This is a genomic window from Escherichia sp. B1147 (assembly GCF_001660175.1).
Lineage (GTDB): Bacteria > Pseudomonadota > Gammaproteobacteria > Enterobacterales > Enterobacteriaceae > Escherichia > Escherichia whittamii.
In genome coordinates, this window is sequence record NZ_LFHY01000008.1 from 109,720 (window position 1) to 126,763 (window position 17,044).

General features: G+C 52.7%; 17 protein-coding genes. 3 read left to right on the forward strand and 14 right to left on the reverse strand.

Translation table 11 applies throughout. The features are described 5' to 3' along the window. Nucleotides 1-67 precede the first annotated feature (67 nt). A complete protein-coding gene (locus A9180_RS07830) occupies nucleotides 68-1,105 on the reverse strand; it encodes an oxidoreductase (RefSeq protein ID WP_064527669.1) in 1,038 nt (345 codons plus the stop codon). A 458-nt stretch (nucleotides 1,106-1,563) separates the two neighbouring features. Here A9180_RS07830 and yhhY point away from each other — a divergent pair, with 458 nt between their 5' ends. Then, a complete protein-coding gene (gene yhhY, locus A9180_RS07840; protein ID WP_064527671.1) occupies nucleotides 1,564-2,052 on the forward strand; it encodes an N-acetyltransferase in 489 nt (162 codons plus the stop codon). Between the two features lie 70 nt (nucleotides 2,053-2,122). Here the strand turns inward: yhhY and ggt are convergent, their stop codons facing one another. Further along, the gene (gene ggt, locus A9180_RS07845; protein ID WP_064527672.1) at nucleotides 2,123-3,868 is read right to left on the reverse strand and encodes a gamma-glutamyltransferase; all 1,746 of its coding nucleotides are present in this window, start codon (nucleotides 3,866-3,868) and stop codon (nucleotides 2,123-2,125) included. Nucleotides 3,869-3,989: 121 nt separating this feature from the next. On the opposite strand from ggt, the gene A9180_RS07850 reads away from it, so the two are divergent. Continuing rightward, nucleotides 3,990-4,430, forward strand: coding sequence for a DUF2756 family protein (locus A9180_RS07850; protein ID WP_064527674.1), 441 nt, complete (start codon nucleotides 3,990-3,992; stop codon nucleotides 4,428-4,430). On the opposite strand, the gene ugpQ is transcribed toward A9180_RS07850, so the two are convergent. The 11 genes from ugpQ to livK form a co-directional block, all read right to left on the reverse strand. After that, nucleotides 4,417-5,160 carry a glycerophosphodiester phosphodiesterase gene (ugpQ, locus tag A9180_RS07855; RefSeq protein WP_064527675.1) on the reverse strand — a complete coding sequence of 248 codons (744 nt, stop codon included), beginning with the start codon at nucleotides 5,158-5,160 and terminating at the stop codon, nucleotides 4,417-4,419. The two genes, A9180_RS07850 and ugpQ, sit on opposite strands and share 14 nt — an antisense overlap. After that, nucleotides 5,157-6,227, reverse strand: coding sequence for a sn-glycerol 3-phosphate ABC transporter ATP binding protein UgpC (gene ugpC, locus A9180_RS07860; protein ID WP_064527678.1), 1,071 nt, complete (start codon nucleotides 6,225-6,227; stop codon nucleotides 5,157-5,159). The genes ugpQ and ugpC overlap by 4 nt, the downstream gene beginning before the upstream one ends. A 1-nt stretch (nucleotide 6,228) precedes the next feature. Further along, complete coding sequence (gene ugpE / locus A9180_RS07865; RefSeq protein ID WP_064527680.1) at nucleotides 6,229-7,074, reverse strand: sn-glycerol-3-phosphate ABC transporter permease UgpE; 846 nt, start codon at nucleotides 7,072-7,074, stop codon at nucleotides 6,229-6,231. Next, nucleotides 7,071-7,958: a sn-glycerol-3-phosphate ABC transporter permease UgpA gene (gene ugpA, locus A9180_RS07870; RefSeq protein ID WP_000099289.1), complete on the reverse strand. Its 888-nt coding sequence runs from the start codon at nucleotides 7,956-7,958 to the stop codon at nucleotides 7,071-7,073. Before ugpA ends, ugpE begins: the two co-directional genes overlap by 4 nt. A gap of 97 nt (nucleotides 7,959-8,055) precedes the next feature. Then, entirely contained in the window at nucleotides 8,056-9,372 is a 1,317-nt protein-coding gene (gene ugpB / locus A9180_RS07875) for a sn-glycerol-3-phosphate ABC transporter substrate-binding protein UgpB (protein ID WP_064527682.1), read from the reverse strand. 232 nt (nucleotides 9,373-9,604) lie between these two features. Further along, on the reverse strand, nucleotides 9,605-10,351 hold the full coding sequence (locus tag A9180_RS07880) for a tetratricopeptide repeat protein (RefSeq protein ID WP_064527683.1): 747 nt from the start codon (nucleotides 10,349-10,351) through the stop codon (nucleotides 9,605-9,607). A gap of 525 nt (nucleotides 10,352-10,876) precedes the next feature. Beyond that, the gene (gene livF / locus A9180_RS07890) at nucleotides 10,877-11,590 is read right to left on the reverse strand and encodes a high-affinity branched-chain amino acid ABC transporter ATP-binding protein LivF (RefSeq protein WP_000416895.1); all 714 of its coding nucleotides are present in this window, start codon (nucleotides 11,588-11,590) and stop codon (nucleotides 10,877-10,879) included. A 1-nt stretch (nucleotide 11,591) separates the two neighbouring features. Beyond that, on the reverse strand, nucleotides 11,592-12,359 hold the full coding sequence (gene livG / locus A9180_RS07895) for a high-affinity branched-chain amino acid ABC transporter ATP-binding protein LivG (RefSeq protein ID WP_000082101.1): 768 nt from the start codon (nucleotides 12,357-12,359) through the stop codon (nucleotides 11,592-11,594). Further along, nucleotides 12,356-13,633, reverse strand: a complete 1,278-nt coding sequence (livM, locus tag A9180_RS07900; RefSeq protein ID WP_064527687.1) for a branched chain amino acid ABC transporter permease LivM — start codon at nucleotides 13,631-13,633, stop codon at nucleotides 12,356-12,358. Before livM ends, livG begins: the two co-directional genes overlap by 4 nt. Continuing rightward, nucleotides 13,630-14,556 carry a high-affinity branched-chain amino acid ABC transporter permease LivH gene (gene livH, locus A9180_RS07905; RefSeq protein ID WP_001295111.1) on the reverse strand — a complete coding sequence of 309 codons (927 nt, stop codon included), beginning with the start codon at nucleotides 14,554-14,556 and terminating at the stop codon, nucleotides 13,630-13,632. The genes livM and livH overlap by 4 nt, the downstream gene beginning before the upstream one ends. A gap of 47 nt (nucleotides 14,557-14,603) precedes the next feature. Further along, the gene (livK, locus tag A9180_RS07910; protein ID WP_064527689.1) at nucleotides 14,604-15,713 is read right to left on the reverse strand and encodes a high-affinity branched-chain amino acid ABC transporter substrate-binding protein LivK; all 1,110 of its coding nucleotides are present in this window, start codon (nucleotides 15,711-15,713) and stop codon (nucleotides 14,604-14,606) included. Between the two features lie 423 nt (nucleotides 15,714-16,136). Between livK and panM the strand changes: the two genes are divergently transcribed. Then, nucleotides 16,137-16,520, forward strand: coding sequence for an aspartate 1-decarboxylase autocleavage activator PanM (gene panM, locus A9180_RS07915; protein ID WP_064527691.1), 384 nt, complete (start codon nucleotides 16,137-16,139; stop codon nucleotides 16,518-16,520). Here panM and ataT read toward each other — a convergent pair. Continuing rightward, the gene (ataT, locus tag A9180_RS07920; RefSeq protein ID WP_000342453.1) at nucleotides 16,517-17,044 is read right to left on the reverse strand and encodes a type II toxin-antitoxin system toxin acetyltransferase AtaT; all 528 of its coding nucleotides are present in this window, start codon (nucleotides 17,042-17,044) and stop codon (nucleotides 16,517-16,519) included. The two genes, panM and ataT, sit on opposite strands and share 4 nt — an antisense overlap.

Sequence of the window (17,044 nt, forward strand, 5' to 3'; positions counted from 1 at the left end):
GGATGATAGAGGGTGAAAATTGACCCCTCTATTCAAAAAAATTGAACTATTTGAGGGGCCATAAAACTTACTTCGCGAGAGTCACTGTGGAGGGAGAGGCTTGCTCAAAACCGCGTTCAAGGATTTCCAGATTGGTAAGAACTTCAGATTCCTTGACGTAATTTGGCGCACCGTTGGTGATGGTTTGGTACAACGCATCATATACACGGCCATAGTCGCCCATCTCCGGCTTCATCTCTTCTCTGACCGTAACGCCCTCGTCATTGACATACTCCATCACACCGATTGAATCATCCGCCGCGAATCCCGGTTCGCCCGGCATAATATTAGCCTTCAGGCTGGTTTCCTGCTGGTCGATGCCGTATTTAATAAATGTACCTTTCTTACCGTGAACGATAAATTTCGGATAATCGATTTTCACCAAATGACTGGTTTTAACGATCGCTTTAAGGTCGCCATAAAACAACTGCGCTTCGGAGGTGTCGTCAGGATTAGCTTTATTACGCAGGCTGCGGATGTCATAGGCCACATGATCAGGACGACCAAACAGCGAGATAATCTGGTCCAGAGTATGCACGCCAAGACCATAGAACGCGCCATCCTGCGGCAGTCCAGGTTTGGCTTCTACTACCGGGCGGTAATAGTCAAAATGGCTTTCCACTTCAACAATCTCTCCCAGCTTGCCACTTTCAATCGCTTTTTTTGCCGTCAGGAAGCAGGAGTCAAAGCGACGATTCTGATACGGCGTAACGGTCAGCCCTTTACTTTTCGCCAGCGCAAACAGCTCTTTCGCCTGAGCAAGCGTCGGGGTGAACGGTTTTTCGACCAGCACATTTTTCCCGGCTTCCAGCGCGCGTTTCGCGTACTCGAAGTGGCTGTCCGCGTGGGTGCAGACGACAAGCAGCTTAACGTCGGGATCGTTTAGCACTTCGTCGAGATCGCTGGTGAAATGGATATGGGAGTAAATGGGGGCCTGTTCTTCCGGCTTCGCATGGCGGCGAAAAATATGCGCGACATGCCAGCTATCCTTGCGGTTAAGTACATACGGCAGATGGTAACGGGTGGTGCTTTTGCCGAAGCCAATAAAGGCGCAGTTGATGACCATGATTTCGTCCTTTTTAAGGTGGTTAGTTACACCTTAGCGCAAAGCGGACACGGTTCCTATGCCTGTGCTTCAGTAGGTCAGATTGTTGGCAAAGTGCGTTTTATTCATGCCGGATGCGGCGTGAACGCCTTATCCGGCCTACGGTTCAGGACTATTTGTAGGTCTGATAAGCGTAACGCATCTGGCGATTTTGCATTTGTCTCAACACGAGGAACATTCCCCGTGGACAAAATGACAAGCAAAAAAAAAAAGCCAGCACCCGGCTGGCTAAGTAATACTGGAAGCAATGTGAGCAATGTCGTGCTTTCAGGTTCTCCGCGAGGGTCTTCCTGATTGCGAGACAATAATAATCATTCTCATTCGCAATTGTCCAACACTTTTTGCAAAAAAATGCATTTGACTCGTATTTGAAAGTCAATGATGTTGAAAGGGACATTTACCCCAAAGAGGACAGAGGAATGAGTGAGATAGTAATACGCCACGCTGAAACACGGGATTACGAGGCCATTCGGCAAATTCACGCCCAGCCGGAGGTGTATTACAACACACTACAAGTGCCTCATCCTTCCGATCATATGTGGCAGGAGCGACTCGCCGATCTTCCTGGTATCAAACAGTTAGTCGCCTGTATTGATGGAACCGTCGTGGGTCATCTCACCATTGACGTACAGCAACGCCCTCGCCGCAGTCATGTTGCCGATTTTGGTATCTGCGTCGACTTCCGTTGGAAGAATCGCGGTGTCGCCAGCGCCCTGATGCGAGAGATGATTGAGATGTGTGATAACTGGCTGCGGGTAGATCGCATTGAGCTAACTGTGTTTGTCGATAACGCCCCGGCGATTAAGGTCTATAAAAAATTCGGCTTTGAAATTGAAGGGACTGGTAAGAAGTACGCATTACGAAACGGTGAATATGTCGATGCGTATTATATGGCGCGGGTGAAATAAAGAATTTTCGGTCGAACGCTCTCATTTCAGCCCTCTCCCACCGAGAGAGGGCTGAAAAATAAGGGAAATATTAATACCCCGCTGTTAAATCATCCACCGAGCGCGGGTCGGATGCGCCGTACAACTCGCCGTCCGGTCCAACCATAATGCTTTGCGTACTGCCCATCGCCTCTTTTAGCGCCACTTTCTGACCTTTTGCTTCCAGCAGTTTGAGCGTATCCGGGCTAAATCCTTTTTCGACACGCAGTTCGTCCGGTAACCACTGATGATGGAAACGCGGCGCATTGGTCGCTTCGGCAACGTTCATTCCATAATCGATGCTGTTCACCACCATTTGCAGCACGGTGGTGATAATCCGGCTCCCACCAGGGCTGCCAGTCACCAGCCAGGTTTTACCATCTTTCACCACAATCGTTGGCGACATTGACGACAGCGGACGTTTATTCGGCCCGACGGCGTTGGCATCACCGCCCACCAGCCCATAAACGTTCGGTACGCCCGGTTTGGCGGAGAAATCATCCATCTGATTATTAAGCAAAATACCGCTCTCGCCCGCAACAATGCCCGTACCGAAGGTGGTGTTCAGCGTATAGGTCACCGCCACCGCGTTACCGTCTTTATCTACCACCGAATAATGGGTAGTTTGATTACTCTCATAAGGTGCAAGTTTGCCTGGGCGGATTTCGCTGGATGGCTTCGCTTTATTGATATCTATTTGATCGGCAATAGATTTGGCATAGGCTTTATTGGTTAGCGCCTGCCACGGGACTTTGACAAAATCCGGGTCGCCAAGATACTCCGAGCGGTCGGCGTAGGCGTGTTTCTCAGCTTCTGCCATGATTTGCATCGCATCGGCGCTGCCAAAACCGTACTTCTGCATATCGAAGTTTTCCAGAATATTGAGGATCTGCACGATATGGATCCCGCCGGAAGATGGCGGTGGCATGGAGTAAACCTGATACCCGCGATAATCGCCGCTAATCGGTGTGCGTTCTACCGCTTTATACGCGGCTAAATCTTCTTTGCTTACCAAACCACCGTTTTTCTGCATCTCCTGAGCGATCTGTTCCGCAATCGTGCCTTTGTAGAATTCGTCCGGGCCGTTTTCAGCAATCATCTCCAGGCTCTTTGCCAGATTCGCCTGCACCAGTTTGTCGCCCTTTTTCAGCGGCTCGCCCTCTTTCCAGAAGATAGCTTTGCTGTTTTCGTGATTAGGCAGCACTTCACTGCCGTAGGTTTTGAGATCGTCTGCCAACGCGTCGTTAACAATAAAACCATCGCGTGCCAGTTTAAACGCCGGTTGCACCACTTTATTCAACGGCATGGTGCCGTATTTATCCAGCGCCAACGAGAAGCCCGCTACCGTACCCGGTGTGCCGGAAGCCAGATGCGAAGTGAGTGATTTTTTGCTGTCCGGGTTGCCCTGGTCATCGAGGAACATATCGCGGGTCGCTTTGGCTGGCGCCATTTCGCGAAAGTCGATAGCAGTGGTGTTACCATTTTTAGAACGGATCAGCATAAAACCGCCGCCGCCCAGATTCCCCGCCTGCGGATGCGTTACCGCCAGCGCGTACCCTACCGCAACGGCGGCATCAACGGCATTCCCGCCTTGCTTAAGGATATCTACCCCCACCTGAGTGGCAGTGGCGTCCACAGAAGCCACCATCCCCTGCGTCGCGCGCACCGGATGGAAGACATCTTCCTCCACGCCATACGAAACGGGCGGCGGCGCAGGTGGCGCGGCGGCAGCACTAAAACAGCATCCTGAAAGCAAAGTAGCAATCGCCGCCCGGCGTAAAAACGTCGGTTTTATCATCGTTATTCTCCAGTTATGTGAGGGGCCTTCCCCACTTAAGCCTGGTGTATAACTCTGAAATAATCATCGTTTCGCCGGGAACAGAGTAAACTTAAAGGATATCTTCAGAGGAGGATACGCGATGAAACGACTTCTGCTTTTGACGGCACTCCTGCCGTTTGTCGGCTTTGCACAGCCCATTAATACTCTGAATAACCCCAACCAGCCGGGATATCAGATCCCCAGCCAGCAGCGGATGCAAACTCAAATGCAAACGCAGCAAATCCAGCAAAAAGGGATGCTAAACCAGCAACTGAAAACACAGACTCAGTTGCAGCAGCAGCATTTAGAAAATCAGATTAATAGCAACTCCCAGCGGGTATTGCAGTCGCAGCCGGGGGAGCTAAATCCCGCCCGGCAGCAAATGCTACCCAACACCAACGGCGGGATGTTAAACAGCAACCATAATCCGGATAGCTCGCTAAATCAGCAGCATATGCTGCAAGAGAGGAGAAACGGCGACATGCTGAATCCGCCCAGCACGTCGCAGCCTGACATTCCGTTGAAAACTATTGGGCCGTAAAGTTCGGACCAATCACATCAATCACATCAGTACAGATGCAATCCACGCCCCAGCGTAACAGCTCTGCCGCGCGCTGGGGTCTGTTGACGGTATACACCAGAATCCGTAATCCGGCGTCTTTCAACTGCATCACTCGCGCTTTATCAAGCAACTTATGATTGAGATGAATAGAGACGCAGCCCAGCCGCGTCGTCAGTTCGCGCCAGTCGTCGCGCCACTCATCAAGCAACAAACCGCGCGGCAGTTCCGGCGCTGCCAATTGTGCGGCCTCTAAAGCATCAATCTCAAACGATGACAGCAGCGGCGGCGTCATACCAGCCCAAAGCTCGCGTGCCGCCAGCGCCACCATTTTGCCCGTCAACGGCCCGGTGCCAGTGGTGGGTTTGATTTCGATATTCGCCATCATCCCGTGTTCGCGACAGCGTTCCGCCACCTGCGAAAGCAATGGCAGCGGCTCACCTTTGAACGCTTTGCTGTACCAACTGCCCGCATCCACGCGCAGCAAATCCTGCCAGTTCAGTTCGCCAGCGACGCCCCAGCCGTTGCTGGTGCGTTCGAGATTATCGTCATGAAGCAAGAAGATCTCGCCATCTTTCGATAACTTTGCGTCAAATTCGATCATCTTATGACCGTATTTTGCCCCCACGTCGATTGCCGCCAGAGTGTTTTCCGGGGCCAGTTTACCGCCGCCACGATGGGCGACGATGCGGGGATAAGGCCAGTTACTCATATTCGTTGTCCTGTTTCACCATCAAAAAGATGCAGCTGATTTTCCGGCAGATGCAGCCACAGTGTACTGCCTGCCGTCGGGCGTTCCTGATGCGCCAGTCTTACCACCAGCTTCTGTTCGCCCCAGCGTCCGTGCGCCAGGTTATCTGCGCCGAGGATCTCCAGCGTGTCCATCACCAGCGGCACACCGCCTTCTGTCTGTGAGCTTAACGCAATATGTTCCGGGCGAATACCGAGGGTCATTTTACGTCCGGCGTACTGACGGTAGCTACCGTTTAGCGGCAGCGCGATACCCCCGTCCAGTTCGAAATACGTGCCTTCGTTATTCACGCGGCCTGTCAGCAGGTTCATCGCCGGGCTACCGATAAAACTCGCTACAAACAGGCTGGCGGGCTTTTCGTACACTTCCACCGGTGTGCCAATCTGTTCGGCAACACCGCCGTTCATCACCATTACCCGCTGGGCGAGGGTCATTGCCTCAACCTGATCGTGAGTAACGTAGAGTGAAGTCGTTTTCAGGCGACGGTGTAACTGTTGCAGCTCAAGGCGCATCTGCACACGCAGCTTGGCATCGAGGTTAGAGAGCGGCTCATCAAACAAGAACACCGCCGGATCGCGCACAATCGCGCGGCCCATCGCCACACGCTGACGCTGACCGCCAGAAAGTTCGCGCGGTCGGCGCTTAAGCAGCCCGTCCAGTTCAAGAATACGTGCCGCCTCTTTGACGCGCTCGGCTATTTGCTGCTTACCCATGCCGCGAATTTTCAGCCCCCACGCCATGTTTTCTTCGACGCTCATGTGCGGATAGAGCGCGTAGTTCTGGAACACCATCGCAATCCCGCGATCTTTCGGTTCCATTTCGGTAACGCGCTGACCATCGATCCAGATATCGCCTTCAGTCACTCGCTCCAGCCCGGCAACCATGCGCAGCAGCGTCGATTTCCCGCAGCCAGACGGCCCAACCATCACGATAAATTCGCCATCCGCCACATCAAGGGTCAGCGGTTTAATGACCTGGGTTTTGCCATCCCAGCTTTTGGTTACTGCCTGTAATTTCAGTCCTGCCATCTTATTTCTCACTATCGACCAGGCCGCGCACAAAGGCACGCTGCATCACTAAAACAATCACAACTGGAGGGATAAGCGTTAACAACATCGCGGCCATCACCGAGTTCCATTCCGTTGTACCTTCGCCTGTGGCGATCATCCCTTTAATCCCTGCCACGGTGGTGCCGAGATCAACGTCGGTAATAATCAACAACGGCCACAAATACTGGTTCCAGCCGTAAATAAAGGTGATCACAAACAGCGCCGCCAGATTGGTTTTGGACAACGGAAAGACAATGTCGCAAAAGAAGCGCATTGGCGACGCACCGTCGATCCGCGCGGCTTCCACCAGTTCATCCGGCAGCGTCATAAAGAACTGGCGGAACAGGAAGGTAGCGGTAGCCGAGGCCATTAACGGCAGCGTTAAACCGGCGTAGCTGTCGAGCATTTTCAGGTTGGCGATGACTTCTACCGTCGGGAAGATACGCACTTCAACCGGCAGCATCAGGGTGATAAAAATCATCCAGAAGAAGAGGTTACGCAGCGGAAAACGAAACCAGACGATGGCGAAAGCCGAGAGCATCGAGACGGTAATTTTGCCGAGCGTAATGCTGAACGCCATCACGAAGCTATTGAGCAACATCCGCCAGAACGGCGCGCTATTCGTGCCTACCCCGTTTACCCAGATGTTGTGGATGTTTTCCAGCAGATGCGTGCCGGGAATAAGCGTCATCGGTACAGCATAGACTTCTTGTTTATCCAGCGTCGCCGCGACAAACGCCACGTACAGCGGGAAGAGGATCACCGCGATCCCGAGGATTAGCATGGTATGGCTGAATATCGTCAGCCACGGACGGTTCTCAATCATTGGTAACGCACCTTGCTTTCAACATAGCGGAACTGCACCACCGTCAGCACAATGACGAGGAACATCAACACCACCGACTGCGCGGCAGACGAAGCCAGATCCAGTCCGGTAAAGCCTTCGCGGTAGATCTTATAAATCAGCGTCGTGGTGGCCTGTACTGGCCCGCCTGATGTGGCGGCGTCGATCACCGGGAAGGTGTCAAAGAAGGCGTACACCAGGTTCACCACCAGCAGGAAGAAGCTCACCGGGGCGATAAGCGGCAGCGCAATCTTAAAGAAGCGGCGAATCGGCCCTGCGCCATCAATGGCTGCAGCTTCAATCAACGAACGGGGAATGGATTGCAGCGCGGCATAGAAAAACAGAAAGTTGTAGCTGATTTGCTTCCACACCGAGGCAAACACCACCAGGAACATCGCCTGGCCGCTGTTTTGCGCATGGTTCCAGTCGTAGCCGAACTCGGCGAGAAAATGAGTGATCAACCCGCGACCAGGGTTAAACAGGAAGATCCACAATACGGCGGCAACGGCGGGAGCCACGGCGTAAGGCAGCAGCATTAAGGTTTGATAGAAACGGCTGCCGCGCACGATGTACTCCACCAGCGCCGCAAAGAACAGCGACACCAGCAAACCGCTGACGGTGACAAAGGTGCTGAATTTTATCGTCGTCCAGAAGGAGTCGAGATAGTAGCTGTCATGAAACAACGTGACAAAGTTATCCAGACCGACGAACTGGCTGGAGAAACCAAACGGATCGACGCTTTGTAGCGAGTACCACAACGCTTCGCCCGCAGGCCAGATAAAAAAGATAACGGTGATGATGAGCTGCGGCGCGACCAGCAAATAAGGCAGCCAGCGCGAGCGGAACACCGGACGGGATGATGACATTACGGTTAATTCCTGAACTGTGCCGGATGCGCTTCGCTTATCCGGCCTACACGCGATGCCAGGTTGGATAAGCGAAGCGCATCCGACATTTCACTGGTTAAGACTTCGTCGATTTCTCAAAGCGGCGCAGTAACTGATTCCCACGCTCAACGGCGGTATCCAGCGCCTGCTGCGGTGTCTTCTTACCGGTCCACACGCTCTCCAGCTCTTCATCCACAATCACGCGGATCTGCGGCATGTTGCCCAGACGCAGCCCCTTGGTGAACGGCAACGGCGGCTTGTTCAGCATCTGACGCGTCGCGGTATCCGCCCCTGGGTTTTTCTCATAAAAGCCCTGCTCACGGGTCAGGTCATAAGCCGCTTTGGTGATTGGCAGATAACCGGTTTTCTGATGCCACTCGGCAGCGTTTTCTGGCTTCGCGAGGAAGTCGAGAAACTTCGCCACGCCGGTGTAAGTTTCTTTATCTTTGCCTTGCATCACCCACAGGCTGGCCCCGCCGATAATGGCGTTTTGCGGCGCATCTTTCGCGTCCGCGTCGTAAGGCATCATGCCAACACCGTAGTTAAATTTGGCGTATTCGCGAATATTGGCAAGAGAACCGGAAGAGGCGGTCGTCATCGCGCAATCACCGTTATAGAACTTCTCGGTGGATTCATCCTTACGCCCGACGTAGCTGAAATCGCCCTTCTTGTTCATCTCTTCGAGCATAGCGATGTGTTTCACCTGCTCCGGCTTGTTGAACTCAAGCACTGCGTCTGTGCCGTCAAAACCGTTGTTTTTGCTGGCAAACGGCAGACCGTTCCAGGCGCTAAAGTTTTCCAGTTGGATCCAGCCCTGCCAGCCGCTGGCGTAGCCGCACTTCATGCCGGAGGCTTTCAGTTTTGCGGCATAGTCAGCCAGATCCTGCCAGGTTTTCGGCGGCTGTTCCGGGTCTAACCCCGCTTTCTTGAAGGCGTCTTTGTTGTAATAGAGAACGGGAGTCGAGCTGTTGAACGGCTGGGAGAGTAAGTGTCCGGTTTTGCTGTCGGAGTAGTAACCTGAAACCGTCGGCACAAACTGCGATTCGTCGAAGTTAATCCCCGCCTCTTTAAACACGTCATATACCGGTTTAATGGCTTTCGACGCCATCATGGTGGCGGTGCCAACTTCATAAACCTGCAAAATAGCCGGAGCGTTACCGGTACGAAATGCGGCGATCCCCGCACTTAAATTCTGTTCGTAGTTGCCTTTATAGGTCGGTACGATTTTGTAATCCGGGTTTTCGGCGTTAAAACGTTGAGCCAGAGAATCAACCTCTTTACCCAGTTCCCCTTCCATAGAATGCCAGAACGGAATGGTCGTCACTGCCTGTGCATTCCCCATTAACGCCAGTCCGAGCGCCAGTGCTGAAGCTGTATAATGTAACGGTTTCATCGTTTATCTCTCTTGTTGTACCGAATGCGCGAATTCACGCGTTTTATGCTCGCGGGGTAACATGACATGCTCGAATTACAGAAAAATAACTTTTTTGTTACATTTGTAAGATAGTAAGGTGTCAGAAAGATGACAAGGCAGTGACGGTGCGGGTGAGGGAAAATGGGAGATGGGACACGGATAATGCTACGTTGGGAAAAATTAATGCGCCAGAAGTTATCTGGCGCAGCACTTACTGAACAACACTCTGCTTCAGCCGTTCATTGGCGGTCTTAATCCATTCCCGGTGGTGCTTACGATAATGCGGTCTTGAGCGTTTAGCCGTATCAACCACGGCAACATACTGCTCATTGGCTTCACGCAGCCGATTAATTTTTGCCAGCATTTCCGCATAGTAAATACGCGCCTGCGGGCCGGGGTAATAAGAAACCAACACTTCAAACTCGCTTTGTGCATCCGCATATTTTTCCTGGGCGGCTAAGGTTCTGGCAAATAACAAATGCCCATCAGCCGACTGAAAATCGGGGTTATAACGCATCACATCTTCCAGCGTCTGCTGGCAGGCGGCGAACTCCTGAATGGCAAACTGCGCCTGCGCCAGGCTTAACATCATTGCCGCTTCATGGACGAATATCCCGCTTAACGCCTGCTGATAATGGGGAACGGCTTCATGGTAACGCCCGAGGCGCGCCAGTTCGTTGGCAAGCTGGTAGTGATTTTGATTAGTCTCGGCAATCGCCAGCTCTTCGGTTAATTTGTGCAGGTGGCGTTCCGGGTTGATTTTGTCCTGCAGGCGCATCAGCAAAGTACGCCCATGACGGTCAGCGCCCGTTTCAGGCAGCATCACCATGACGAAATACGCCACGCAGCCAATCACCGGAAAACAGAAGATGATAAAAATCCAGTATCGCTCTTGTCCGGAGCGATAAGCGTGAATACAGCAAAGCAGTTCAAGCATGACGACAACGGCATAATGCATGTGAGAAAACCTTTCCGTGGCAAATAAGTGGTCTGGTTTTAATCCTCCTGGTCAGTTGAAACAAGTCTGTATACGGACGAAGTACATTGATTGCCCGCTACCGGATTTAACGGCTATCCCCCGGAGTAAGAGCGAATAAAAACGATGGCATATCCCACCACCAGTACGCTTGCACCAATGAGTAAGTTTATTTTTTTGTCGGCTAACCATAAGGCAACAAAAGGGAAAATAAACAACCCAAACCCTCGCAAAGGCTCGAATGATATACCAACCCAGCCAGCATACATCCAGGCACTAAAATAGACGATCAGCGTGCTACACGATTTATCGTTTTCGTCTGAAGAACTCCATCGCAAAACAACCGCACAGCAAAATAGCTTTAAAACGACCGTTAAGAAATCCATTATGAGCCAGCTAATATTCCATTATCGGGATTAAACCATACTCCTGGCCGTCACTGAATCCAACTCAAGCGCCGTTTTTTCATTGGCCCGGTGATCTTTATGCCACCGGGCTGATGACAATTTACCCGCCTAAATACGCACTTCTCACCGCTTCGTTCGCCAGTAGTGCATCGCCGGTATCAGAGAGCACTACATGGCCGTTTTCCAGCACGTAACCGCGATCTGCCAGCTTCAGCGCCTGGTTGGCGTTCTGCTCGACGAGGAAAATGGTCATCCCCTGCTCGCGCAGTTGTTCGATGGTGTCGAAGATCTGCTGAATGATGATTGGCGCAAGACCGAGCGATGGCTCATCAAGCAGTAGCAAACGCGGATTGCTCATCAGCGCACGACCAATCGCCAGCATCTGCTGTTCACCACCGGACATGGTGCCCGCCCGCTGAACACGGCGCTCATGCAGACGCGGAAACAGTTCATAGACCCACTTTATGCGCTCCTGGAACTGGTCACGTTCGGCAAAGAAGCCGCCCATCGCCAGGTTCTCTTCCACCGTCATCCGCGAGAAGACGCGACGTCCTTCCGGGACAATCGCCACCGCTTCGCGCATGATTTTCGCCGTCTGCCAGTCGGTAATGTCTTTATCATCAAACACAATTCGCCCGCTGGTGGCGCGCGGGTCGCCACATAACGTGCCGAGCAAGGTGGTTTTCCCTGCACCGTTCGCGCCAATGAGAGTGACAATCTCGCCCTGATTGATATGCAGGCTCACCTCATGCAGCGCCTGGATTTTGCCGTAGTGGGCGCTGACTTTGTCAAAGGACAACATGACTTTTTCCATCTTATGCCTCACCTAAATAGGCACGGATCACATCCGGGTTATTACGGATTTGCTCCGGCGTGCCGTTTGCCAGCGGCGTCCCCTGATTGACCACGTAGATTCTGTCTGAAATCCCCATCACCAGCTTCATATCGTGTTCAATCAACAAGATAGTGGTGTTGTGATGATTACGAAGCTCGGCAATCAGCTCATCCAGCTCTTTCGTCTCTTTCGGGTTAAGACCCGCCGCCGGTTCGTCGAGCATTAAAATCTCCGGCTGCGTCACCATGCAGCGGGCGATCTCCAGACGACGCTGGTCACCGTAGGCCAGGTTGCTCGCCTGACGGTTGGCGTGTTCGAGCAAACCAATACGCTCAAGCCAGGTCGCGGCGCGGTCAAGGGCTTCACTCTGGGCGCGACGGAAAGAGGGCGTTTTCAACAGGCCGGAGAACAGCCCGGTTTTCAGTTGCTGATGCTGTGCCACCAGCAGGTTTTCAATCACCGTCATTTCACGGAACAAACGCACATGTTGGAAGGTGCGCACCACGCCCATGCGGGCAATTTGCTGACCCGGCAAACCTTCCAGATGCTGATCGCGCAGTAAAATGGTGCCGCCGGTGGGTTTGTAGAAACCGGTCAGGCAGTTAAAGACCGTGGTTTTTCCGGCACCATTAGGGCCGATTAACGAGACGATCTCCTGCGGGTACAGTTCAAGATTGACGTTGTTTACCGCCAGCAGGCCGCCGAAGCGCATCATCAGGCCGTTTACAGATAATAATGGCTGACTCATGCCTGCTCTCCTTTCGCTGCGCCGTTCTTCAACTTCAGCTGCGGGCGCGTCATGGGCAGCAAGCCCTGCGGACGCCAGATCATCATCAGCACCATCAAGCCACCGAGCATTAACATGCTGTATTCATTGAAATCACGCATCAATTCGCGCGACACCACCAGCAAAATTGCCGCCAGAATCACCGCGAACTGCGACCCCATACCGCCAAGCACCACTATCGCCAGTACAAAGGCTGATTCGGCAAAAGTGAAGGATTCCGGGCTGACAAAGCCCTGACGCGCAGCAAACAGCGTTCCGGCAAACCCCGCAAATGCGGCGCTGATGGTAAAGGCAGTCAGCTTGATACGACGCGGGCTTAAGCCCAGCGAACGGCAGGCTATCTCGTCTTCCCGCAACGCTTCCCACGCGCGGCCCAGCGGCATCCGCAGTAAACGGTTGATGACGAATAAAGAAAACACCACCAAAAGCAACGCTACCAGGTAGAGGAAGATGACGCGATCGGACGGATCGTATTTCAGGCCAAAGAAATTACTGAAGGTATCCCAGCCTCCTTCACGGGCGGTACGGCTGAACTCAAGGCCGAAAAAGGTCGGTTTGGGGATCTGGCTGATTCCGTTCGGACCGCCGGTAATTTCGGTGTTATTGAGCAGCAATATACGCACAATTTCGCCGAAACCGAGGGTAACTATCGCCAGATAGTCACCGCGCAGACGCAACACCGGGAAGCCGAGCAGGAAGCCCGCCGCCGCCGCCATTAACCCGGCAATGGGCAGACAGGTCCAGAAGCCCAGACCGTAATAGTGATTGAGCAGCGCAAAGGTGTAAGCGCCGATGGCGTAAAAGCCGCCGTACCCCAGCACCAGCAGGCCGGAAAGCCCTACTACCACGTTCAGCCCGAGGCCGAGAATAATGTAGATCATGGTCAGGGTGGCGATATCCACCGTCCCGCGTGAGACCATAAACGGCCATGCCACCGCAAGCACCAGCAGCGCCACGAGGAACAGTTTCTGCTTCACCGTGGAGCCATCAATCGCGGGCAGAATAAACTTCGGCCCGGAAACGCTTTTTAGCCCTTTCTGGAAAGCCGGTCGCAAAAGCTGGAAGAAAAAGACCACCGCCGTGCCGATAAACACCCATTCCCAACGGACGTCTGAAGCGCTATCGACCACCAGTTTGGTGCCATCCAGCTCCAGTTGCACGCCCATAAAGACGCCCGCCAGGACAAAGAACATCGCGGCAGAGAGCAGCGCCATTGCAATATGCATCGGTTTCATACTTTCTCTACCTCCGGGCGACCCAGAATACCGGTCGGCATCACCAGCAGCACCAGAATCAGCAGGGCGAATGAGACCACATCTTTATATTCCGTACTCAGATAGGCAGAAGAGAGCGCCTCCGCAATCCCCAGAATCAGGCCGCCAATCATCGCTCCCGGAATGCTGCCAATCCCACCGAGCACCGCAGCGGTAAAGGCTTTCATCCCGGCCATAAAGCCGATGTAAGGGTTAATCACGCCGTAAAACTGGCCGAGCAGCACACCCGCCACCGCCGCCATCGCCGCGCCAATCACAAAGGTCAGCGCAATTACCCGGTCGGTATTGATGCCAAGCAGGCTCGCCATTTTCAGATCTTCCGCGCAGGCACGACAGGCGCGCCCCATACGGGAATAGCGAATGAAAATCGTCAGCGCCAGCATGGCGAGGAAGGTAACAATCCAGATCACCGCCTGCATGGTGGTAATAGACGCAGAGAAGTTTTCGCTATGACCCACCACCCACTGACCGTTAAACAGGCTGGGCAGCGCCACATCGCGCGAACCTTCGGTCAGGCTGACGTAGTTTTGTAGGAAGATGGACATACCGATTGCAGAAATGAGGGCAATCAGGCGTTTAGAGTTACGCACCGGGCGATAGGCCACCCGTTCGATACTCCAGCCGTAAGCGCTGGCAATGACTATCGCGCCGACGAATCCCGCCGCCACCAGCAGCCAGCCGGTATCAATGCCCATCATCATCAGCGCGGCGATGATCATAAATGAGACGTAGCTGCCGATCATGTAAACCTCGCCGTGGGCGAAGTTGATCATGCCGATAATGCCGTAAACCATGGTGTAGCCGATGGCTATCAGCGCGTAAGTACTGCCCAGCGTGACGCCGTTAAACATCTGCTGCAAGAAATACAAAAACTGCTCAGACATAAGGTAACCTTTCTAAACCTGCCCGCTTTTCACGGGCAGAGGGATTTTCACTTGGCTGCCGTGGATGAACCGTCGGCATGCCACTGGAAGACACCAAAATCAAATCCCTTCAGATCGCCTTTTTCATCCCAGTTCAGCGGCCCAATCACGGTGTTTGCACCGTTAGCTTTTAAATCTTTCACCAGTGTCAGCGGCTCATCGCTGCCGGTACGCTCAAGGGCAGTTGCCAGAGATTGCACCGCCGCGTAGGTGATCCAGACATAAGGCCCGGACGGATCTTTCTTGTCCGCTTTCAGTGCATCAACGATGCCCTGATTTGCCGGATCCTGGTCATAGCGTTTTGGCATGGTGACCAACATGCCTTCGGCGGCATCACCGGCAATGTTCGACAGCGACGCGTTACCCACGCCTTCCGGCCCCATAAACTGGGTTTTCAGGCCAACGGAACGCGCCTGGCGCAGCATCTGCCCCATTTCCGGGTAGTAACCGCCGTAGTAAACGAAGTCGATGTTTTCTTTTTTCAGGCGGGCGATCAGCGCGGAGAAATCCTTCTCGCCAGCGGTAATGCCGTCGAAGAAGACGACGTTAGCGTTAGCCGCTTTCAGCCCGTCCTGCACCGAACGCGCCAGCCCTTCGCCATACTGTTGTTTGTCGTGAATGATGGCGATGCGCTGAGGCTTCACCGTCTCAAGAATGTATTTTGCCGCCGTTGGCCCCTGGGAAGAGTCCAGCCCGGCAGTACGCATGATGTGTTGATAACCGCGCTGGGTCAGCTCCGGGTTGGTCGCCCCCGGCGAGATCATCAGAATACCTTCGTCTTCGTAGATATCCGACGCAGGTTGGGTAGAAGAGGAACACAGATGGCCAATAACGTATTTAATGCCGTCATTAACGATTTTGTTGGCGACCGCAACGGCTTGTTTCGGGTCGCAGGCGTCGTCATATTCCACGCCAACCAGCTTATCGCCCTTAATTCCCCCTTTGGCATTAATGTCTTTAATCGCCTGACGTGCGCCATTAAATTCCATATCGCCCCACTGGGCAATCGGGCCGGACATCGCGCCGACAACGGCAACTTTAATATCGTCGGCTAAAGCGGTGTGTGAAATTGCCAGTGCAATCATCCCTGCGATGATAGTTTTCGCATTCCGTTTCATATTCAAAAATCCCCACTCGTAATGTTGTGTTGCTTTGTTTTTATGTATTCAAAAATCAGACTGTTCTTTTTTTATACTGCACTGTTTTTACCTGTCTGATTAAGGGTTTAGCGCAGTATATTGTGATAATAGCGATTAAAATCCCTATTTTTCAGTCGATTAAGAACAGATAATATTCTGAATATGTTGATAGATAAACAGAAAAAAGCGTCGTTGTCAGCATAAAATAACGGCATAAAGGGCGGAATAATTCACTACCATTCAGGGGATTATGCTGGGCAATTTTCATTCTCTAATGTTTTAACTTTGTAATTATTGCTGAAAAAAAATTAATCACCTGCCAAAAGAAATAAAAAAGAGAAAGCCTCCGATTAAATTATTTCGTTACACTGGTTCCACTTTTGTGATTTGTACGGGTTCCCCATGAAGCTGACCATCATTCGATTAGAAAACTTTAGCGACCAGGACCGGATTGACCTGCAAAAGATCTGGCCGGAGTACTCCCCTTCCTCTTTACAGGTTGACGATAGTCACCGTATCTACGCCGCGCGTTTTAATGAGCGCCTGCTCGCTGCCGTGCGAGTAACCTTAAGCGGCACTCAGGGAACACTGGATTCCTTACGCGTGCGGGAAGTCACCCGGCGTCGCGGTGTGGGGCAATATCTGCTGGAAGAAGTGTTACGTGATAATCCCGGCGTTTCATGCTGGTGGATGGCGGATGCAGGCGTGGAAGATCGCGGCGTGATGACGGCGTTTATGCAGACACTGGGGTTTACGGCACAGCAGGGCGGCTGGGAGAAGCGTTAATCGCTCTGTGTAAAAAGCAGTTCTATGGATTTGGTTGGGAAAAATAACGCATTTTCGTTTTCTCCGACCAACGGGATAAAGCCCAGCGACTGATAAAACGTATGGGCTTTTTCATTCAGCGCCTCGACAAAAAGACCGTGAATACCTACCGCTAAAGAGGCTGACCAGACGACTTTCATGGCATGAGCAACCAGTGTTGCTCCCCATCCCTGCCCCTGTAATGAACGATCAATTGCCAGGCGCCCAAGAGTGACGCTGGGAATATTTTTGTAGGGGATTTTTTTCTGTTTCGATTTCGAGGGCAGTGCGGCTCGTTCAAAACAACTGCCGGATAATGTGTAATATCCCAGGACCTGACGTTCTGGAGTGTTGCGACAAAGGATATACGCTCGCAGAATTTTATTGCGATGTTGACGAACCAGATGTGTCGTCAGAAAGAGATTTAAGGCTTCCTCGCCGCAGTCGAATCGCTGTAGATCATAATCTGCATCATCGGTCAGAATCTCTATCGTCAGATCATCCAT